A 19,419-nucleotide genomic window follows, 5' to 3' on the forward strand; every position below is an offset into this window, starting at 1 on the left:
TGAAAAGTGGCAACTATTAATAATGCTAAATCGCTTTTAGATTCTATAAAATTACCTACAAACCTTAGTAGGCATAGCGATATAATGTTTGCTATAGGTGCGGTTATGGTAATAATGATGCTTATTATACCGCTTCCCTCTATGATTTTGGATTTTCTCCTTATCATAAATATAGTTATATCTTTGCTTATACTTCTTATGGTTTTGAGTATAAAGAGTGCTAGTGAGTTTAGTGTATTTCCTTCTGTGCTTTTGGTGATGACTGCATTTAGACTTGCATTAAACGTTTCTACAACAAGAGCAATACTTACACAGGGGGCTAATTTTAATGGTAAGGTTATCACTTCATTTGCTGAGTTTGTAGTTGGCAATAATATAGTTGTGGGTGTTGTAATATTTATCATACTTATAATAGTTCAGTTTGTAGTAATTACTAAAGGTGCTACGAGAGTATCAGAAGTTGCAGCAAGATTCGCATTAGACAGTATGCCTTCAAAGATGATGGCTGTTGAAAGCGAACTTCAGGCTGGAGCTATTACAGACAAAGAAGCAGAAGAGAAAAGAAAAAAGATAAGAGGCGAGAGTGATTTTTATGGTACAATGGACGGTGCTTCAAAGTTTGTTCAAGGTGATGTTATAGCTGGTATCATAATAACTATTATAAACATAGTTGGCGGTCTCATAATTGGTATGACAATGAGAGGAGAGCCGTTTGCTCAGGCTGCTGATGCTTATACTCGTTTTACTGTGGGTGATGGTTTGGTAAGTCAGATACCTTCTTTCTTTATGAGTTTTGCTACTGGTTTGCTTGTTACTAGAAGCAGCAGTGAAGATAATTTGTCTACTCAAATTGCTGTACAGGTTTTTGCTAAGCCTAAAAATTTATTTATTGGTGCTGGTTTTGCATTTTTCTTAATGTTCTTACCCGGCTTTCCAAAGATAGCATTATTTGTTATAGCATTAGCATTATTTTTGGCAGGTTATGCTCTAAGAAAAGAACAGCAAGAGCTTGGTCTTAACGAAGACGGCACTAAGGCAGAAGCTCAGGAACAGCCTCAGAATGCTCCTTTAGATGTTAGTCCTTTATTAAAAATAGAAAAGATAGAATTGTCTATTGGTGTATCATTAGTTCCTTTAGCAATGGAAAATGAGGGCGGAGATTTAATACATAGGGTAACTCAGGTTAGAAGAGAGCTTGCTTTAGAGGTTGGTTTATCTGTACCTCCTGTTCGTATAGTTGATAATCAGGCTATAGAACCAGATGAATATACAATTAGTATAAACAACACAGAAATGGCAAGAGGTTTTGTTCGTCCTAATATGCTTCTTGCTTTGAATGCTAATTCTAATGAAGGACCTACTGAAGACTCTGAAAAAGTAAAAGAACCTACTTTTGGCCTCCCTGCTTATTGGATTAGGGTTGCTGATAAGGATACAGCAGAGAGAAAAGGATTTATGTTATTTAAGCCCACTGCAGTTATTGCTACACATTTTAGTGAGACAATTAAGAGAAATGCTAATCTTCTTATCGGACGTGAAGAAGTACAGAATATGCTTGATCTTATTAAAGATGATAATAAGGCTTTGGTATCAGAGGTGCTTGCTGCTAAACCTCATAATGAGAGTCCTCTTGGCTACATACAAAAAGTATTGCAGAATTTACTTCAAGAGGAAATTCCTATTAGAAACAGTGTTGCTATATTAGAGGGCGTTGCTGATGCTATTACTGTTATGGGAAGCGAACAGGCTACAGAATTGGTTAGAAGCAGATTAGCTCCTCAAATATCTCAGCTTATAGCTGATGACCAAAAAAATATAAGAGTCATTACTTTAAGCCAGCAGCTGCAAAACAATATAGCACAAAACTTAGCTGACAGCGGAAATATACAAGGTTCTCAAGTGATAGCTATGAGTTTTGAAAGTATGCAGGCTCTTATAAGAAATATTAAAGACGCTATAAAATTAGTTCAAGATTCTGGTGTTACTGAAATAGTATTTTTGGTTTCACCTATAATAAGAAGACCTTTGTATCAGTTTATTGCTAAAAATATTGGTAAGTATAAAGTAGTGGCAACAACCGAGATAGCACAAGGGTATAATGTAATGGGTGTTGCTAGTATAAAATAAACAATTTTTTAATAAAATATTATTGGAGTTATAATTATGAAGACTATAAAAATCTTTGGAAAAAACAGAGAAGAAATTGAAAAACAGGCTAGGGATAAGTATGGAGAAAATTATTTTATTATAAGTATAAGAGAATTAAGAAGGAAAAATATATTTGGCATTATAAAAAAAGAATTTGAAGTATCTATAGGCGTTTTAGAGCAGTATTAATTTTAGGGAGTTATTAAGATGGTTGATATAAGAACAATCAGAGGAAAAGATAAGACAGATGCTTTTGCTAAGGCGAGAGTTGAGTACGGAAGCAATTTTTATATATTGTCTAGTAAAGATATTCAAGTCGGCGGTTTTTTGGGATTGGGAAAGAAAACTGAGCATGAGATTAGAATAATGCTAAATAACTCTATATATGATAAAAAGAATGCTGATAAAGAAACTAATGCAGTAACAGAAGAAGAGAGTTATAATAACAAATTAAATAGCGATAGAATAGAAATGAATAAGCATAAAACAGAAGTGTTAGATGCTAGTGAGATGGCTGAGAGATTAATTAATCTTAATAATGCTTTGAAAAAATCTGCACGTGAAAGAAGTGAAAATTTAACGGCTAAAAAAAATACTGCTACTGTAGATATCACTGAATTTGAAAATGCTGAACTTGTAAATAAAAGTAAAACTTTTAAGCCTATAGAATTTGAAGAAAAATTTGAAGAAAAAAAAGTAAATAATAGTTTTAATAATTTTAATAATAATTTTGGTATGATGGGAAATTCTTTATTAAATGATTCTGACACTTCATATAGCAGAGATACTCGTAAAGAAGAAGATTATTTTGCTTATAATAATCCTCAAAACAATCAAAAAAATAACTCTAATATTGACAGCATAGAAGCAAATGTAAAAAGAATAGTTCAGGATCAGCTAAAAGATATAGTTAAAGAATATTTTGAAAATAATATTCCAAACATAGATAGAAATAATTTTAACTCTTCAAATTATACAAAAAAAGAAAATAATAATTTTTATAATAGCTATGATAATATATTTCAAAATGAAGAGAGAAGTTTAAAAAACACTATAGAAGAAATAAAAAGCTATAGAAGAGAAGATAATAATTTAAACTCTTCTATTATTAAAAATAACTTCAATGATATTAATAATAATTTTTATCAAGATGATGATGATGATTCATATTCTGATAGAAATATTATTGCTAAAGATTCTTCTGCTGCAGACGGCATGGAAGAAAGTTTTAATTTTTTAAGACAGAGAGAGTTTCCGGAAGAGGTTTTGCTTGAATTAAGAGAATATTTACTTACATCAAGCAATGCAAGATTTTTTCAATCTAAAGATGTTATAAAAGAAGAGATAGAGAAATATTTTTCAAGCAGATTGCTCCTTGCAAATGGAATAGATGTAGGTGCTAAAAAGAAGATAGTGGTATTTGTTGGTCCTACTGGAGTTGGTAAAACTACTACAATACCTAAAATAGCAGCTCAATATATGAGATCAGGCAGAAGGGTATCATTTGTAACAATAGACAATTATAGAATAGCAGCAGTTGATCAGCTTCAAAGATATGCAAGCATAATGAAAGTGCCTTTTACAAGTGCCAGCACTCCTGAAGCTTTGAGAGCAGAAATACGCAAATTAGACAGTTCATCTTTACTTTTTATAGATACTATGGGACGTTCTCCTAAGAGTGTTGAAGAGATAATAGCTATGTCTAAATATTTTAATACTGTGGGAAGATTTGATATGGACGTTCAGCTTGTAATGAGCTCCACTGCTAAATATAAAGATGCTCTAAAAATTATGAATGCATTTAAACCTGCAAATTATAAAGGTATTATTTTAACTAAGGTAGATGAAACCGATTATTTAGCTTCATCTTTATGTGCTATATCAAAAAGTAAAGTACCTATCACTTATGTAACTTATGGTCAGGGAGTGCCTAAGGATATTGCTCCTGCCAAAAGATATGCTCATAAAATGTTAGAAGGTTTATTTGGAAATTAAAAATAAAAAATTAATTTATATAGGAATTATAAAAAATTATGAAAGATCAAGCAGATGAATTAAGAAAAATGATGGAAGTAAAAGATAAGCGTCCTCAGCGTATAATTAGCGTAACTAGCGGTAAAGGCGGAGTTGGTAAAACTAATATTGCTATTAATTTGGCTATAGCATTGCAGCAGCTTGGAAAAAATGTACTTCTAATAGATGCGGATCTTGGGCTTGGAAATGTTAATGTTATATTGGGTACTATACCTGAATATAACTTATATCATGTTATAAAGGGTACTAAAAAAATACATGAGGTTGTGCTTGAAACTGATTATGGAATTAGATATATTGCCGGTGCTTCGGGTTTTTCTTCTTTGGCAAACTTGTCGAGCAGAGGTTTAACCAAATTAATAAATAGCATGGACTCTTTAAATGATGCAGATATTATTATAATTGATACTGGGGCTGGAATATCTGATAATGTTTTGTATTTTTTACTTTCTTCAGATGAGAACATTGTTGTTACTATACCGGAACCTACGGCTATACTTGATGCTTATGGGGTAATAAAATCTATAGCTCCGGAAGACCCTAAGGCAGATATTAAAATTTTAGTTAATAGAGTAACTAAGGCATCAGAAGGTAAGGAAGTGGGTGATAAAATTATAGAGGTGAGTAAGAGATATTTGGATATGGATATTAAGTATTTGGGGTATGTACTTGAAGATAAGACTATTGCCTATTCTGTTTCACAGCAGCTTCCTTTTTATCAGTATGATAATAAGTGTCATGCTTCTATTTCTATATACAACATAGCTAAGAGAATTATTGATATGGAATATGATGAAGAGAGAGATACTAAGGGGCTATCTGGTTTTATGGAGTCTTTATTTGCTTTTGTTAGTAGAAAAGAGAATAGAATTTATTAAATATTGAAATTATAGAGGTTTTATTTATGAATGATTTTATGGCTAAGGTAAAAAATTATTTTTCCAGTAACTTTGGTAAATTGTCGCTTATTGTAATGGGCTTATCTTTTATATTTACTTTTTTATTTTCTACTTTGTTTAGAAATAGAATAGATGTGTCTATTATGAGGGCTTTTATATCTACAGTAATTACTGGTATTATATTGTATGTTTTAGCTATTGTTCTTAAAAAGTTTTTATCTGATGCTATAGAATCTTCTGGAGTTTTTGATAGTAATGCAAATAGCACTCAAGCAGCAGCTAATGAAGAAATTAGTGAAATTAAAGAAAATACAAATAATAATATTGCTAATACTCCTACTAATAATCCTGTAGAAAATAATATTAGTGATGAAAATACAACTTTAGAAACTTCTTCTGGAAATATGGATACAACTGAAGATTTTAAAATTGAAGATAATAATATAGTGCCTAGTATTGATAATATAAATGTTGATAAAAATAAAAAAGTAGATTATCATAATATGGGAGATATAGGCGACATAATATCTTCCGTTACTGATAATTCCAATATGGAAGAAGCGAGTGATTATTTTCCTCTTAAGAAAGAAACTGCTGATGCGGTTAGTTTAGAGAGGGAGGTAAGGGAAGACCCTGAGAAGGTTGCTAAAGCAGTGAGGACTATGCTTTCTAAAGAAGAGAAAAAAGAAAGTAAATAAAAAAATAAAAAGTAGAGTACCATTATGAAAAAGAATAAGAAAGGCATAATACCAAATATTACAGATGATAATGAGCAGGAGTATTGGATTGAGTATAAAAAGACACTCTCTCCTCATATAAAAGAAGCATTAGTGATAAAATATTCTAATTTGGTTAAATATGTTGCTAATCAAATAAACTTTAATATGAAAGCTACTCGTGATATAGAATTTGATGATTTAGTAGGCTATGGTGCTTTGGGGTTAATAGATGCTATAGATAAGTATGACCCAAATAAAGAAGTTAAATTCAAAACTTATGCTACAACAAGAATAAAAGGTTCTATTTATGATGAGCTTAGAAAAATAGACAAGCTTCCAAGGTCTATAAGAAGAGAGATAAAAGATATAGAAATAGCGAGAGAGTTCTTAGAGAGTAAATTAGGACGCAATGTTAACTCTCAAGAGATAGCAGATACTATGGGTATACCTTTGAGTAAAATTAATGAAACTATGAGATATTCTATAGAAGCATCTACTACTTCTTTAAGCGAGGTTTGGTATCATGGAGATGATTCTGATGAAATATCTATAATGGATACTTTAAAAGCAAGCGATAAAAATAATCCTGAATATCTTGCTGAGAGGAAAGATGTTCAGAAAAAGATTGTTGAGGCTTTAGATAAATTACCTGAAAAAGAAAGAAGTGTTCTTATATTATATTATTATGAAGATTTAACTTTAAAAGAGATTGGTAAGGTATTAGATGTATCAGAGAGCAGGGTATCTCAGCTTCACACAAAGGCTGTGCAGCAATTAAGATACAGTCTTTCAGAGATAAAAAAACAATTACTATAGTAGGTGGTTTTTTATGAATGAATTAAAAAGAAAAATTTTACAAAGTGATTTTTACAAAGATATTTATAATAATCAGAATTCGCGTTCTATAGAATTGGAAGTTGAGAATTTAGAAGACGGCATGCATCAGGCAGCTGCTATATTTCAATGTCCTGTATATGAACTATCCTACAAAATCATTAGAGATAGAAGCACAGGTATTTTTAAAAAGCTTCATTTTACTCCTTATTTAATAAGATACACACATATAAAATATGATAAATCTAGTATTACATACGGTCATACAGTTGATTATTCTACTGTTTCGCATATGGATAAAGATGACAGTGTTGTTATAGATAAAGATACAAGCATAGTAGTAAGGGTAAAAAGAGATGGAGTATTTTTAAAAGTTTCTCCTCCTACTGCTGACGGAACTAGAATTGAAGATATGAAGGCTTTAGAAAAAAAATTAATAGAAGCTGGTCTTAAACATTATGATTCCAACTTAGCTAAAGAAATTTTACATGAGCAAAAAGGCGAGTATGTAAAAATAGCCGATTGGGACCCTTCAAAATCTGTATACAATGCTAAAATTACATATACTATTACAGAAGATAATATGCAAGCTTATATTACTGTTAGCAAACCAAACAATGGCGGAAGAGAGATTGACTTGCAAGATGCTAAGGAATTATTAGAAAATAGCGGAATTGTATTTGGTGTAAAAGAAGATAATATTTCAAAGCTTTTGGAAGAGGGTACTTTTAATGTTCCGATACTTGCTGCTGAGGGGCTTTATCCTAAGATTGGGCAGAATGCTAAGATAGAATATTTAGTTAAGGTTAATAAAGATGTTATACCAAAATATATAGATGAAGATGAGAGTATAGATTATAAGGATTTGAGCATCGTAGAAAATGTATCTGAGGGACAGAAATTAGCACATAAGATTCCTGCTACAGAGGGGGAACATGGTATTAATGTCTTAGGTACAAAGATAGAAGCCAAAGACGGTAAAGATTTAGATTTAAAAGATATACTTGGCGACAATGTTGTTATAGATGGCGATTATATAGTTGCGGGTATAAATGGACAGGTTTTATTAAAGGGTAAATTATTAAGTGTTGAGCCTGTATTTGAGGTTTCTGGAGATGTTGGACCTGAGACTGGAAATATTAATTTTATAGGAAGCGTGCTTGTTAAGGGAAGTGTTAGTGATAATTTCTCTGTAAAAGCTGAGGGTAATATTGAAGTTAATGGTACAGTTGGTAAATGCGACCTTGAGGCTAAGGGAGACATTATAGTAAAACTTGGTATTCAAGGAAATGAGAACAGTTTTGTTAGGGCTGGCGGTGATGTTATTGCTAAGTTTATACAATTCTCAAATGTGGAATCTGCTAATAATGTTATAGTTACTGAGGCTATACTTAATTCTAATATAGATTCAGATAATAGAATAATACTTACAGGTAAGAGGGCTTCTGCAAGCGGTGGAGTATTAAGAGCTTTATATGAGGTTAATGGTAAGGTATTAGGCTCTCCTTCTGGAACAAAAACTACTATAGAAACAGGGGTTAGTCCTGCTAAAAGAAGAAGTATTGCTGCTATGGATAAAGAAAAAGAGGAGCTTGATGTTGCTATAGAAGAGATAGAAAGAAATATTAAATCATTAGAACAGGCTGCTAAGGTGAGAAAATTAGATGATGAAAAGACTGAGCAGTTACAAAGTTTGAAAGAGCAGCTTGAGCAGGCTAACAGCAGAAGAGAGGAAATTGTATTAGAGAGAGAGGCTTTATTGCAGCAAATGGAAATAGAGAAAGTAGAGTCTACAATAAGTGCCGGTAAAGAGGCATTGGCTGGGGTTAAACTCATCATAGGCAGTGCTGAATTTGATATTAGACAAACCTATAAGGCTGTTACTTTCTATGAAGATAAAGGCTTAATACAAATTGATAAATACAGAGGCGAGCCTAAAAACGATAATAAGAAGAGCGATATTTAATGTTTTTATAGGGGGGATTTTGAGTAATAAATACTTTAATATAAATGATTTTTATAAGACTGCCATAGAATGTGCTATAGATTCTGACCCGAGGGGAAGAGATATTGTAGAAAAAGAGCTTGATATAGTAAAAAAAGATTATGAGGCTATAAAAGATAAAAGAAAAAAAGAATGCTTTGATAAAGATAATTTGTTTAATCCGTATGCTGACAGCAGAATATTAAATATTGCAGAAGATAAAGAGATAAAAAAAATATTTTGTGGTATTGATATGCAAACTTCAGAGCTTTTGCTTGCAGACAGATTAAATGAAAAAAATGCAAACATTGATTTAATTGTTACTCATCACCCTAATGGTTATGCTTATGCTAAGTTTTATGAAGTGATAGCTATGCAGACTGATAAAAACTATCTTAATGGTGTTAATGTAAATGTATCTGAAGCTCTTACTAATAAAAGAATGAATGGAGTTGAACGCTCTGTTTCTCCTTCAAACCATAATAGAGATGTTACTGCTGCCAAGCTTCTTAATCTTAATTATATGTGTATGCATACATTAGCTGATAATCATGTTGAAACTTTTTTAACTAATCTTATAAAAGGAAAAAATCCCTATAAACTTTCTGATATATTAGATTTACTTAATGATATTGAATAATATAAAATATCATCAAAAAATAATAATCCTCCTAAACTTTTTAATGGAAGTGAAAAAAACAGAGCTGGTAAAATTGTTGTAGATATGACTGGCGGAGCTTCTTTTGATATTGGAATGATTTCTGCTTTAGCTAATGCGGGTGTTGGTACTTTGGTTGTGATGCATTTATCTGATAATCATATAGAAGAGTGTAAAAAATATAATATTAATATTGTTTGTGCTGGACATATGGCTAGTGATAGTTTGGGGCTTAATTTACTTTTTAAGGCTATGAAAGAAAAAGCAAAAAAAAGTTTTGAGATACTTCCTGCTTCCGGATATATATTTGTGGAAAGATAATGAAAAGTAAATATAAAAATATTCTATTTGATTTGGACGGCACTATTACAGATTCTGCTAATGGTATTACAAATGCTGTTAAATACGGCATAAAAAAAATGTCTGCAATTTATCCTGATTTAAATATTGTATTGCCTGAAGATGATACTTTAAGAAAATTTATTGGTCCTCCTCTTGATATTAGTTTTAAGAAATATATTTATGATAATCAAGATAAGGCTATGGAGTTTATAAAGTATTACAGAGAAGATTATAATGGAAACAATGGGCTTTTTAATTGTACGCTTTATGATGGCATAGATGATTTAATAAAAACTTTATACAACAGTAATTTCAATACCTATTTAGCAACTGCGAAGCCTTTAGAATCTGCTGTGAGGATAATAAAGCATTTTGATTTGGATAAATATTTTACTAATATGTATGGAGCTATTTTAGGAGGAGCTATAAAAAATAAACTTGATGTTTTAAAAGAGGCTTCTCTTAAAGAAAACTTTAATAAAAATGAAACTATTATGATTGGCGATAGAATAGACGATATTGAAGCTTCAAAAAATATGGGCTTTGATTCTATTGCTGTGAGATATGGTTTTGGAAACGATGAAGAGTTTAGAGATGCTACATATATAGCAGATAACACTAAAGATATTTTAAATATTATTATCGCTAAATAAAATCTCTTCTAATACTTTTAGGCTTTTTAATTCTCTATGTATATGATTGTGTATTGATTTTTGTAATATATCTCTTATTGTTGTTATTGAATTATTATAATATTTTATTATATCGTTGTTATTTGTTATATCGAGCATAGAAGAATGTTTTATTAGTTTCATAAATGCTATATCATTATAATCTAATTCCATAACATCTTTTATATTTGTTTTGCAATTACTGCAAACTAAGCCGCCTTCATTAATGGAATAATAATTTGCATTTTCTCTTTCACACAATACGCAATTATCTAACAAAGGAGAGAGTCCTGCAATATAGAGCAGTTTTATTTCAAAGGCTCTTAATAGTATATTTATATAATATTTTAAATTATCTTTATTTTCTTTTTCATTTTCTTCTAAAGAGTATAATGTTTTCTCCATTAAAATAAAATATCTCTCATCAAAATCTTTTGCAAAATATAATAATAATTCTCTTATATAAAATACTGCTAATGATGAATAAACAGATTTTTCTAAGATATTATAATTTTTTATTATATTTGATTCTTTTAATATTGAAAGGCTGTCAGATTTTTTTTCGTATATGTTAATATTTAATTTTGATATGCTTTCTAAATCAGAGCCGAAAGCTTTAGAGTTTTTTTTAGCTTGATAGCAAATAGAAGATATTATATTTTTTTTGGTGAGAAAAGAAGCTATAATAGATGAGTTTTTATAATTATTGTATGATAATATAAAAGCCTCATAATTCTTTATCAAATTAAATTCCTTTTTAAAAATTAAAGGGCAGATCATAAATGACCCGCCCCAAGTTATGCCTACTTAAGCATTAAGCTTGATGTATAGCGTTGCTAGGACAAACAGCTTCGCAAGCTCCGCAATCAGTACATTTGTCTGGATCTATTTTGTAAATATCTCCTTCGCTAATTGCATCGAAAGCACACTCAGGAAGACATGATCCGCAAGCTACACAATCGTTATTTATAACACGTGGCATAATTTACCTCCATAAAAAATTAAACTGTATACAAATTATAACATAACTAAAAAATTATAGCAATATTACATATTATACAAATATACAATATATTTAATTGCCTTTATTTTCTTCTAATTTTTCAACTATAACTTTGTCTATTCTCGCACCGTCCATATCAACTATCTCTAAAGATAAGTTTTTCCAGTTGATTGATTCTCCTTCTTTTGGTACATGCTGTAATAATTCTAATATTAGTCCGCTTATAGTATTATAGTTGTTTGATATGTTTTCATCTTCTATTTCAAAATATTCTAAAAAATCGTAAATAGGGCATTGTCCGTCAACAAAATAACCGCCGTTTTTTCTTTTTCTTATATCCATATTTTTCTTTGTTTCGCTAATAGAGCCGACTAAGGCAGAAAATATATCATGCTGTGTAATCATACCGTCTATATTTCCAAACTCATCTGATATAAAGCCTATTTTTGTGTTATTTTTTTTCATCTCTTCAAGCACTAAATAAACTTCCATGTTGTTATGAAAGTATGTAGCTTTTTGTGCGTATTTTTCAATTTTTGATTTGCTGTTATTTAACTTATCAAATATTTCATTTATTTTTATAACACCAATTATGTTGTCTAATGTTTTGTCTATTAGAGGATATACAGTATAAGGGTTTTTAGATATTGTTTTTTTTATTTCTTCATTAGTCATATTTATATCCAAATACACTATATCAGCTCTGTGAGTCATAATGGATTCTATTTTTCTATCCCCCAAAAAGAATGCTCTTTCTATAATATCTTGTTCTACTTCTTTTACCTCTCCGCCTTGTTTGCCTTCTTCTATCATAGATTTTATTTCTTCTTCTGTAACAGGAGTTTTTTCATCTTTTATGCCTAAAGTTCTTGAAACTATAATAGCACTGTTTGATAATATCCACACAAAAGGAGCTCCTATTTTTGACAATATAGTCATAGGGCTTGCCACAGCTTTTGCTATTTTTTCCGGCATAACCATCCCCAACCTTTTTGGTACTAATTCACCAAATATTAATGTGAGGTAAGTAACTAATGCTACTATTATCACTTGAGATATTACAGAAGAATATGCTGCTGGAATATTTATTTTTATTAAAAGGTTTGATAAATCCTTTGATATAGTGTCTCCAGAATATATACCTGTTAGTATTCCTATTAATGTTATGCCTATTTGTATGGTTGATAAAAACTTATCTGGTTCATTGGCTAAGTCTAAAGCTATTTGTGCATTTTTATTTCCGTCTTTAATGTCTTTTGTTAAAGAGCTTTTTCTTGCCGATATTATAGCTATTTCAGACATAGCAAATATTCCATTTAAAAGTATAAGTATTATAATAATAATTATGTCCATTTATTATATTCCCTTAAAAAAGTAGTAGATTTTACTCATGAAAAAATAAGATTGATTTTTGAATATGTTATTACTCAGCGGCATATTTGTTAATAATTTCCTATAAGTTAATATTTTATAATATATAGGAAAAATTACAATAGCTATTTTTATTAGTGTTTTTTATCATAAAATATATAATTGCTAAAAATTATTAAACATGTATAATTAGTTTTAAAAACAAATTAGGATTGTTTATGAAAAACTATTTAGAATTGTTAAAAAAAGTTTTAGAAGAGGGCGAAGATATTAAAGACAGAACTGGGGTTGGCACGAGAAGAATATTTGCTCCGCAGTTAAGATTTAAATTTGAAGGCAATAAAATACCTATTATAACTACAAAAAGAGTATTTATGAAAGGTGTTATTATAGAATTATTATGGTTTTTGCAAGGTTCAACAAATATAAAGTTTTTGCTTGAAAATAATGTTCATATATGGGACGAGTGGGCTGATGATATGGGAGAACTTGGACCAGTGTATGGAAAGCAGTGGAGAGCTTGGGAGACTAAAGAAGGAAATAAAATAGACCAAATTTCTAATGTTGTTAATACATTAAGAAATAATCCAACAAGCAGAAGAAATATTTTGAATGCTTGGAATGTGGGAGAGATTGATAAAATGCATTTGCCTCCTTGCCACATGATGTGCCAATTTTTTGTTAATAATGAAGGAGGTATAATAACTCATTTATATCAGCGTTCTGCAGATTTATTTTTGGGTGTTCCTTTTAATATAAGCTCTTATGCCATACTTACAAGGCTTTTAGCTATGCATAGCGGTCTTAAAGCTTCAGAATTAATAATGACATTTGGCGATGCACATATTTATAATAATCATATGGAGCAAGTTAAACTTCAGCTTTCAAGAGAGCCTTATGAACAGACTACAGAATTATTTATAGAAGAGCGTCCGAACATATTCAGCCATGTTTATGAGGATTTTAGATTAGAAGGCTATAAGTATCACCCAACTATAAAAGCGGAGGTAGCTGTTTGATTTTGAGGTTTTATATATAAAATTATGAATAAGTCTGATTTGATTACAATAAATGATGCTGTTGTTTGGGCATCTGAATATACAAAAAAGTCTGTAACTATATCTAATATTAGTTATTTAATACAATATGCTTTAATAGATAAAGTTATAAATAATGGGGTGGCTTATATTTCTCAATCAGATTTGAAAAAATATTATGATAAAAATAAAAAAGAAATAAATTGGAAAGAGAAGCTTGGTAATGATTTAAATTGGAAATTATCATTTGATAATTTAAAGGAATCTGATACAACAAAACATGTACATAGAATTCATCCGTATAAAGGAAAGTTTATTCCTCAATTAGTTAATTATTTTATAGATAATAGTATTGATGAGTTTAAAAAAGAAGTATATTTCAAAAAAGATGATATAATATTAGATCCTTTTTGTGGTAGTGGTACAACTCTTGTACAAGCTAATGAATTAGGTATTAATGCTTTAGGTATAGATATTTCTAATTTTAATACCATTATATCAAATTCAAAAATTTCTTATATTGATTTAGGTAAATTAGAGATTATACTAAAAGAATTAACTGAAAAATTAGAAAACTATATTAAAATTAATTCTGAATTTGAAAATGAACTTAATGAAAAATTATTTGATTTTAATAATAAATACTTTGATAAAGTAATGTTTAAAAAATATGTTAGAGAAAATAAGATTGATTCAAAAATATATGGAAAAGAAAAAGAAAAAGAATTTTTAATTGAATATTACAATCTAATAAAAAAATATAATATTAGGTTAAAGAATGATGATGATAGTTCATTTATAAAAAAATGGTTTATTCCAAGTATTATAGATGAATTAAATTTCATGAATGATTTAATAAAAAATATAGATGATAAAAATATAAAAAATATTATTATGGTAATTTTAAGTAGGACAATGCGTTCATGCAGAGCTACAACTCATTCAGATTTGGGAACATTATTGAATCCAGTTGTAACTACATATTATTGTAGAAAGCATTATAAAATATGTAAGCCATTATTTTCAATTATTAAATGGTGGAAAATATATTATAAAGATACAATAAAACGTTTGCATATTTTTAATAATTTAAGAACTGATACTAAGCAATTATGTATAACTGGAGATTCAAGAAATATTGATATTTTTAGTGTATTAAAAAATATTGATTACAACTTTTATGAATTATTAAACAATAGAAAAATAAATGGTATATTTACAAGCCCTCCTTATATAGGACTTATAGATTATCATGAACAGCATGCTTATGCCTATGATTTATTTGATTTTAATAGAAATGATAATTTTGAAATAGGATCATTATCTAAAGGTACAAGTTTAAATGCCAAAAAGGAATATACTGAAGATATATCTAAAGTTTTATTAAATGCTAAAAAATATATGACAGATGATTATAATGTTTTTATTGTTGCTAATGACAAATATAACTTATATCCTGAAATAGCTTATAAATCAAATATGAAAATAGTTAATACTTTTAAAAGACCAGTATTAAATAGAGTAGAAAAAGATAAATCAGCATATTCTGAAATAATATTTCATTTAAAAGAATTGTAGGAGTTTTATTATGCCATTAAATAAAAAACAAAAGGATTCTATAAAAGATAAATTGTATACAACTTTAAGAAATAAATTTAAAGATTATAAACCAGAAACAACATCGATGCCATTTCATACTCGTTTACTTGGTAAAGATAGAATGGCTTTATTTTCTTTTATACATTCTTTAAATACTAACTTTGGAACAACAATATTTGAACCTTTAGCTATTGAATTAGGTAAAGATAGATTTAAAGTTATTGATAAGCAAGTTAAACCTAATGATATAATTACATCAGAATCACAAATAGTTATACAAAATATAATGGATGATTTAAGATCTGCAATTAAAAGACCTAATAAAGATTATGAAGTTAAATTAATAAAAAAAGTATGCAAAATAGGTGAAACTAAAAAAATAAAACCTACAAAGATAGATATTTATCTTGAAGATTATGATAATAATATATATTTAATAGATTTAAAATCAGCAAAACCTAATAAAGGTGAATTTCAAAATTTTAAAAGGACTTTATTAGAATGGGTGGCGGTAACTTTATATTCTAATGATAAAAATAATGTTCATTCTATTATAGGTATCCCATATAATCCTTATGCCCCAGAACCATATGAAAGATGGACTCTTGCTGGTATGCTTGATTTAGAAAAAGAATTAAAAGTGGCAGAAGAGCTTTGGAATTTTATAGCTGGTGAAAATGTTTATAATGATATTTTATTGTGTTTTGAAGAAGTTGGTATTGAAATGAGAAAAGAAATAGATGAATATTTTGCTAATTTTTTAAATAGGGATAATAAATGATAGTATCATTAATTGCTGCGGTTGATTCAAAAAATGGTATAGGCTTAAATGGTGTAATGCCTTGGGGACATATTAAAGAGGATATGCAGTTTTTTAGAAGCACTACCACAGGATATGCCGTTGTTATGGGGAGAGTTACTTTTGAGTCTTTAGGGGGAAAGCCGCTTCCAAACAGAAAAAATATTGTTATATCATCTAATAAAAATGAGCTTTCAAATAAATATGACAACCTTTTTTATGAAGATAATTTTGAAAATACTATTTCTAAATTATTATTAGAAAAGCATAGTCAAATATTTATTATAGGAGGGGAGTCTATTTATAAAAGAGCAATGGATTATGCAGACAAAATATATCTTACTCATATAAATAAAGACTATAATTGCGACAGATTTTTTCCAGAAGTAGATAGCAAATTATTTTCTTCAAAAACATTAAAGAACTTTGTTTATGATAATATAGATGTTAGTATTGTGGAATATACTAAAAATTTTTAGCTTTGTCAACTGTAGGTTGTAGAACCTTTCCGCACGTTATTACTTATTATACCGATAATTCTTTATATAAAAATGCAGTTCTTTTGCTTCTTTTATACCAATACCGAAGGCACTTCCTACGGTCGTAAAAGAAGTGGGGGGGCGGCACGGTGTGTACTTCGTTAAGGGCAAAGCCACCGCAAATAAAAAAATTAAAAATATTTTTATAAAATATAGTTTTTAGATATTTAACAAAATAAAAAGTGTTATGTAATTTTTCTTTTATAATATATAATCTTGTTATCAATAAATAATAATGAGGAATATTATGAAGAAATTATTCTATTTATATGTTTTATTTATTTTAGCTATTTTTATATCTTGCTCTAATAAACAAAATAACAATTTGCAAGTGTATTATAATGGCAATATTATTACAATGGAAGGAAACACAGAAGAGACTCTATATGCTAAGGCTTTAGAAGTAAGCAACGGAGTCATCACAAAAGTGGCATACACTGATGAAGAAGCAAATAATTTAATAAAAAATAAATCATTAGTAGACTTAAAAGGTAAAACTTTAATGCCTGCTTTTATAGACCCTCATAGTCATATAATAAGTTTTGCTCAGGCTCTCACAACTGTAGATTTATCAGGCACAACAAACATAGCAGAAATTGATTCAAGATTAGAAGACTATATAAAAAACAATAATCTTACAAATGGTGCTTGGATTATAGGTTTTGGTTATGATAATAATTTACTTCCGGGCAAAAAAAATCCTACAAGAGATGATTTGGATAAAGTTTCTACAAATTTAGCTATATTTATTACGCATGCATCTGGGCACGTTGGAAGCATGAACTCTAAAGCATTAGAATATTTTGGTGTAGATGAAAATACTCCAGATATAGAAGGCGGAGTTATAGAAAGATATCCTAATAGCAGAAAGCCTACTGGTTATATGGAAGAGGCTGCTTTTATGAAATATGCAAGAGAGGTTGATTTTAAGGTTACCGATGAAGATATGATGAACTTTGTTAATCAGGCAGAAGATGTTTATTTAAGTTATGGTATTACAACTGCTCAAAACTCTTTAATAGTTAATAGTGATTTCCCTTTAATAGAGAATATGATAACAAATAATAGATTTAAAATAGATATAATAGGTTTTATAGATTTAAAGAATGCTCCTAATATTTTTGATGAACATAAAGATTTAATTGGTAAATATAGTAATAGATTTAAAATATCAGGATACAAAATGTTTTTAGATGGCTCTCCTCAGGCTAAAACTGCTTGGTTAAAAGAGCCTTATATAACAGGAGAGAAAGGCTATAGAGGATATCCTATACATGATTATAACACTGTAAAAGAATATGTAAGAAAATCTTTTGATGATAAAATGCAGCTTCAGGCTCATTGTAATGGAGATGCTGCTGCCGAGCAATATGTTGATGCAATATCAGAAGTTATGACAGAGAGAAACACTACAAACAATTATAGAGCTGTATTAGTTCATAGCCAGATTGTAAAAGAAAATGAATATAAAAGAATGAGTGAGTTTAATATAATACCTTCTTTATTTGTGGCTCATATATATTATTGGGGAGACACTCATATAGTGAATTTAGGAATGGATAGGGCTTCTCAAATAAGTGCAAGTAAAACTGCATTAGACAACAATTTGCCTTTTACATATCATCAAGACACCCCTGTTATAAAACCTAATATGATAGAAACTATAAGCTGTGCTTTAAATAGAACTACAAAAGACGGAGTATTGCTTGGAGAAAATCAGAAGATAGATGCTCTAAATGCTTTTAAAGCTATCACAATAAATGCTGCTTATCAAAATGGAGAAGAGGATATAAAAGGAAGTTTGAAAGAGGGAAAATTAGCAGATTTAGTAATACTTTCTGATGACCCGTTAAAAATAGATGCTAAAGATATGAACAGTATAGAAGTTTTAGAAACAATAAAAGAAGGAAAGACTTTATATAAAAAATAATATTTGTATAAAAAGAGGTAAAATTATATGGTTAGCATAATATCAGATATGGATGGAGTAATATATAGAGGAAATAATTTAATAGATGGTGCTAAAGATTTTGTTAATATGCTTTTAGAGAAAAATGTATCTTTTTTATTTCTAACAAATAATGCAGAACAAACACCAATTGATTTGAAAAGAAAATTAGAATCTCTTGGCATAGATGGCTTAGAAGATAAACATTTTTTTACGGCAGCACAAGCAACAGCAAAGTTTATAAAGACTCAGCAAGAAAATGGAAGTGCTTATGTGATAGGTACGGGCGGATTGGTAAGTGAGCTTTATAATATAGGATATAGCATAAATGATGTTAATCCTGATTATGTAGTAGTTGGTAAGACAAGTGCTTTTAATTATGATATGCTTAAAAAGGCTGTTTCGCTTATAAATAAAGGTGCGAGGTTTATAGGCTGTAATCCAGACATAACAGACCCTGCTCCAGATGGCGAGCTTATACCGGCAGTTGGTCCCATACTTGCTGCCATAGAAACGGCCACTGGAAAAAAGCCTTATATAGTTGGTAAGCCCAATCCTATTATGATGTCTATTGCAAAAAACAAAATTAATGCACATAGTGAAAATACTGTAATGATAGGCGACAGAATGGATACAGATATACTTGGAGGGCTTGGTGCAGGAATGAGAACTTGTTTAGTATTGTCTGGAGTTACAAAAGAAGAAATGCTAAAAGAGTTTCCTTATAAACCAAATTATGTGTTTAATTCTGTGACTGAAATAGATGTAGATAAACTTTAAGTTAGTTATAAAACTTATGATTTTTTTATAGATATATAGCGTTTTTTGCAATAA

19 protein-coding genes are annotated in these 19,419 nt (G+C 29.3%); 16 read left to right on the forward strand and 3 right to left on the reverse strand.

Annotated features, from left to right (window positions below; genetic code table 11):
- Positions 1–6: 6 nt before the first annotated feature.
- From Q0H31_RS02625 to Q0H31_RS02670, 10 genes are all read left to right on the forward strand, one after another.
- A complete protein-coding gene (locus Q0H31_RS02625; RefSeq protein WP_295295640.1) occupies positions 7–2,127 on the forward strand; it encodes a flagellar biosynthesis protein FlhA in 2,121 nt (706 codons plus the stop codon).
- A 36-nt stretch (positions 2,128–2,163) separates the two neighbouring features.
- Positions 2,164–2,337 carry a hypothetical protein gene (locus Q0H31_RS02630; RefSeq protein WP_295295641.1) on the forward strand — a complete coding sequence of 58 codons (174 nt, stop codon included), beginning with the start codon at positions 2,164–2,166 and terminating at the stop codon, positions 2,335–2,337.
- Between the two features lie 18 nt (positions 2,338–2,355).
- Positions 2,356–4,143: a flagellar biosynthesis regulator FlhF gene (locus Q0H31_RS02635; RefSeq protein WP_295295642.1), complete on the forward strand. Its 1,788-nt coding sequence runs from the start codon at positions 2,356–2,358 to the stop codon at positions 4,141–4,143.
- Between the two features lie 38 nt (positions 4,144–4,181).
- A complete protein-coding gene (locus Q0H31_RS02640) occupies positions 4,182–5,060 on the forward strand; it encodes a MinD/ParA family protein (protein ID WP_295295643.1) in 879 nt (292 codons plus the stop codon).
- Positions 5,061–5,086: 26 nt separating this feature from the next.
- Positions 5,087–5,779, forward strand: a complete 693-nt coding sequence (locus Q0H31_RS02645; protein WP_295295644.1) for a hypothetical protein — start codon at positions 5,087–5,089, stop codon at positions 5,777–5,779.
- Positions 5,780–5,803: 24 nt separating this feature from the next.
- Positions 5,804–6,616, forward strand: coding sequence for an RNA polymerase sigma factor WhiG (gene whiG, locus Q0H31_RS02650; protein WP_295295645.1), 813 nt, complete (start codon positions 5,804–5,806; stop codon positions 6,614–6,616).
- Between the two features lie 13 nt (positions 6,617–6,629).
- A complete protein-coding gene (locus Q0H31_RS02655; protein WP_295295646.1) occupies positions 6,630–8,600 on the forward strand; it encodes a DUF342 domain-containing protein in 1,971 nt (656 codons plus the stop codon).
- A 19-nt stretch (positions 8,601–8,619) separates the two neighbouring features.
- Positions 8,620–9,258, forward strand: coding sequence for a hypothetical protein (locus Q0H31_RS02660; RefSeq protein ID WP_295295647.1), 639 nt, complete (start codon positions 8,620–8,622; stop codon positions 9,256–9,258).
- 84 nt (positions 9,259–9,342) lie between these two features.
- On the forward strand, positions 9,343–9,597 hold the full coding sequence (locus Q0H31_RS02665; protein ID WP_014935820.1) for an NIF3 domain-containing protein: 255 nt from the start codon (positions 9,343–9,345) through the stop codon (positions 9,595–9,597).
- Positions 9,597–10,271 carry an HAD hydrolase-like protein gene (locus Q0H31_RS02670; protein ID WP_295295648.1) on the forward strand — a complete coding sequence of 225 codons (675 nt, stop codon included), beginning with the start codon at positions 9,597–9,599 and terminating at the stop codon, positions 10,269–10,271. Before Q0H31_RS02665 ends, Q0H31_RS02670 begins: the two co-directional genes overlap by 1 nt.
- Here Q0H31_RS02670 and recO read toward each other — a convergent pair.
- From recO to Q0H31_RS02685, 3 genes are all read right to left on the reverse strand, one after another.
- Positions 10,248–11,033, reverse strand: a complete 786-nt coding sequence (gene recO / locus Q0H31_RS02675) for a DNA repair protein RecO (RefSeq protein ID WP_295295649.1) — start codon at positions 11,031–11,033, stop codon at positions 10,248–10,250. The genes Q0H31_RS02670 and recO overlap by 24 nt on opposite strands.
- Before the next feature lie 70 nt (positions 11,034–11,103).
- A complete protein-coding gene (locus Q0H31_RS02680) occupies positions 11,104–11,271 on the reverse strand; it encodes a DUF362 domain-containing protein (protein ID WP_013245128.1) in 168 nt (55 codons plus the stop codon).
- Positions 11,272–11,364: 93 nt separating this feature from the next.
- A complete protein-coding gene (locus Q0H31_RS02685; protein WP_295295650.1) occupies positions 11,365–12,645 on the reverse strand; it encodes a hemolysin family protein in 1,281 nt (426 codons plus the stop codon).
- Between the two features lie 236 nt (positions 12,646–12,881).
- Here Q0H31_RS02685 and Q0H31_RS02690 point away from each other — a divergent pair, with 236 nt between their 5' ends.
- The 6 genes from Q0H31_RS02690 to Q0H31_RS02715 all read left to right on the forward strand — a co-directional run bounded on the left by Q0H31_RS02690 (position 12,882) and on the right by Q0H31_RS02715 (position 19,365).
- Positions 12,882–13,682 (forward strand): thymidylate synthase, encoded by an 801-nt coding sequence (locus Q0H31_RS02690; protein ID WP_295295651.1) that lies wholly within the window; start codon positions 12,882–12,884, stop codon positions 13,680–13,682.
- Between the two features lie 24 nt (positions 13,683–13,706).
- Positions 13,707–15,278, forward strand: a complete 1,572-nt coding sequence (locus tag Q0H31_RS02695) for a DNA methyltransferase (RefSeq protein WP_295295652.1) — start codon at positions 13,707–13,709, stop codon at positions 15,276–15,278.
- Positions 15,279–15,288: 10 nt separating this feature from the next.
- On the forward strand, positions 15,289–16,080 hold the full coding sequence (locus Q0H31_RS02700) for a TdeIII family type II restriction endonuclease (protein WP_295295653.1): 792 nt from the start codon (positions 15,289–15,291) through the stop codon (positions 16,078–16,080).
- Complete coding sequence (locus Q0H31_RS02705; protein WP_295295654.1) at positions 16,077–16,577, forward strand: dihydrofolate reductase; 501 nt, start codon at positions 16,077–16,079, stop codon at positions 16,575–16,577. The genes Q0H31_RS02700 and Q0H31_RS02705 overlap by 4 nt, the downstream gene beginning before the upstream one ends.
- Before the next feature lie 307 nt (positions 16,578–16,884).
- Positions 16,885–18,567, forward strand: a complete 1,683-nt coding sequence (locus Q0H31_RS02710) for an amidohydrolase (RefSeq protein WP_295295655.1) — start codon at positions 16,885–16,887, stop codon at positions 18,565–18,567.
- A 27-nt stretch (positions 18,568–18,594) separates the two neighbouring features.
- Positions 18,595–19,365: an HAD-IIA family hydrolase gene (locus Q0H31_RS02715; RefSeq protein WP_295295656.1), complete on the forward strand. Its 771-nt coding sequence runs from the start codon at positions 18,595–18,597 to the stop codon at positions 19,363–19,365.
- Positions 19,366–19,419: the final 54 nt, after the last annotated feature.

It is taken from the genome of uncultured Brachyspira sp. (genome assembly GCF_934747485.1).
Lineage (GTDB): Bacteria > Spirochaetota > Brachyspiria > Brachyspirales > Brachyspiraceae > Brachyspira.

Excerpts from the sequence above, each read along its gene's own strand:
- Q0H31_RS02715 (WP_295295656.1), top strand. The coding sequence starts at position 18,595 with ATGGTTAGCATAATATCAGATATGGATGGAGTAATATATAGAGGAAAT.
- Q0H31_RS02710 (WP_295295655.1), top strand. The coding sequence starts at position 16,885 with ATGAAGAAATTATTCTATTTATATGTTTTATTTATTTTAGCTATTTTT.
- Q0H31_RS02685 (WP_295295650.1), bottom strand. The coding sequence starts at position 12,645 with ATGGACATAATTATTATTATAATACTTATACTTTTAAATGGAATATTT.
- Q0H31_RS02645 (WP_295295644.1), top strand. The coding sequence starts at position 5,087 with ATGAATGATTTTATGGCTAAGGTAAAAAATTATTTTTCCAGTAACTTT.
- Q0H31_RS02700 (WP_295295653.1), top strand. The coding sequence starts at position 15,289 with ATGCCATTAAATAAAAAACAAAAGGATTCTATAAAAGATAAATTGTAT.
- whiG (WP_295295645.1), top strand. The coding sequence starts at position 5,804 with ATGAAAAAGAATAAGAAAGGCATAATACCAAATATTACAGATGATAAT.
- Q0H31_RS02670 (WP_295295648.1), top strand. The coding sequence starts at position 9,597 with ATGAAAAGTAAATATAAAAATATTCTATTTGATTTGGACGGCACTATT.
- Q0H31_RS02655 (WP_295295646.1), top strand. The coding sequence starts at position 6,630 with ATGAATGAATTAAAAAGAAAAATTTTACAAAGTGATTTTTACAAAGAT.
- Q0H31_RS02680 (WP_013245128.1), bottom strand. The coding sequence starts at position 11,271 with ATGCCACGTGTTATAAATAACGATTGTGTAGCTTGCGGATCATGTCTT.
- Q0H31_RS02665 (WP_014935820.1), top strand. The coding sequence starts at position 9,343 with ATGACTGGCGGAGCTTCTTTTGATATTGGAATGATTTCTGCTTTAGCT.
- Q0H31_RS02690 (WP_295295651.1), top strand. The coding sequence starts at position 12,882 with ATGAAAAACTATTTAGAATTGTTAAAAAAAGTTTTAGAAGAGGGCGAA.
- Q0H31_RS02630 (WP_295295641.1), top strand. The coding sequence starts at position 2,164 with ATGAAGACTATAAAAATCTTTGGAAAAAACAGAGAAGAAATTGAAAAA.
- Q0H31_RS02635 (WP_295295642.1), top strand. The coding sequence starts at position 2,356 with ATGGTTGATATAAGAACAATCAGAGGAAAAGATAAGACAGATGCTTTT.
- Q0H31_RS02705 (WP_295295654.1), top strand. The coding sequence starts at position 16,077 with ATGATAGTATCATTAATTGCTGCGGTTGATTCAAAAAATGGTATAGGC.
- Q0H31_RS02640 (WP_295295643.1), top strand. The coding sequence starts at position 4,182 with ATGAAAGATCAAGCAGATGAATTAAGAAAAATGATGGAAGTAAAAGAT.
- Q0H31_RS02695 (WP_295295652.1), top strand. The coding sequence starts at position 13,707 with ATGAATAAGTCTGATTTGATTACAATAAATGATGCTGTTGTTTGGGCA.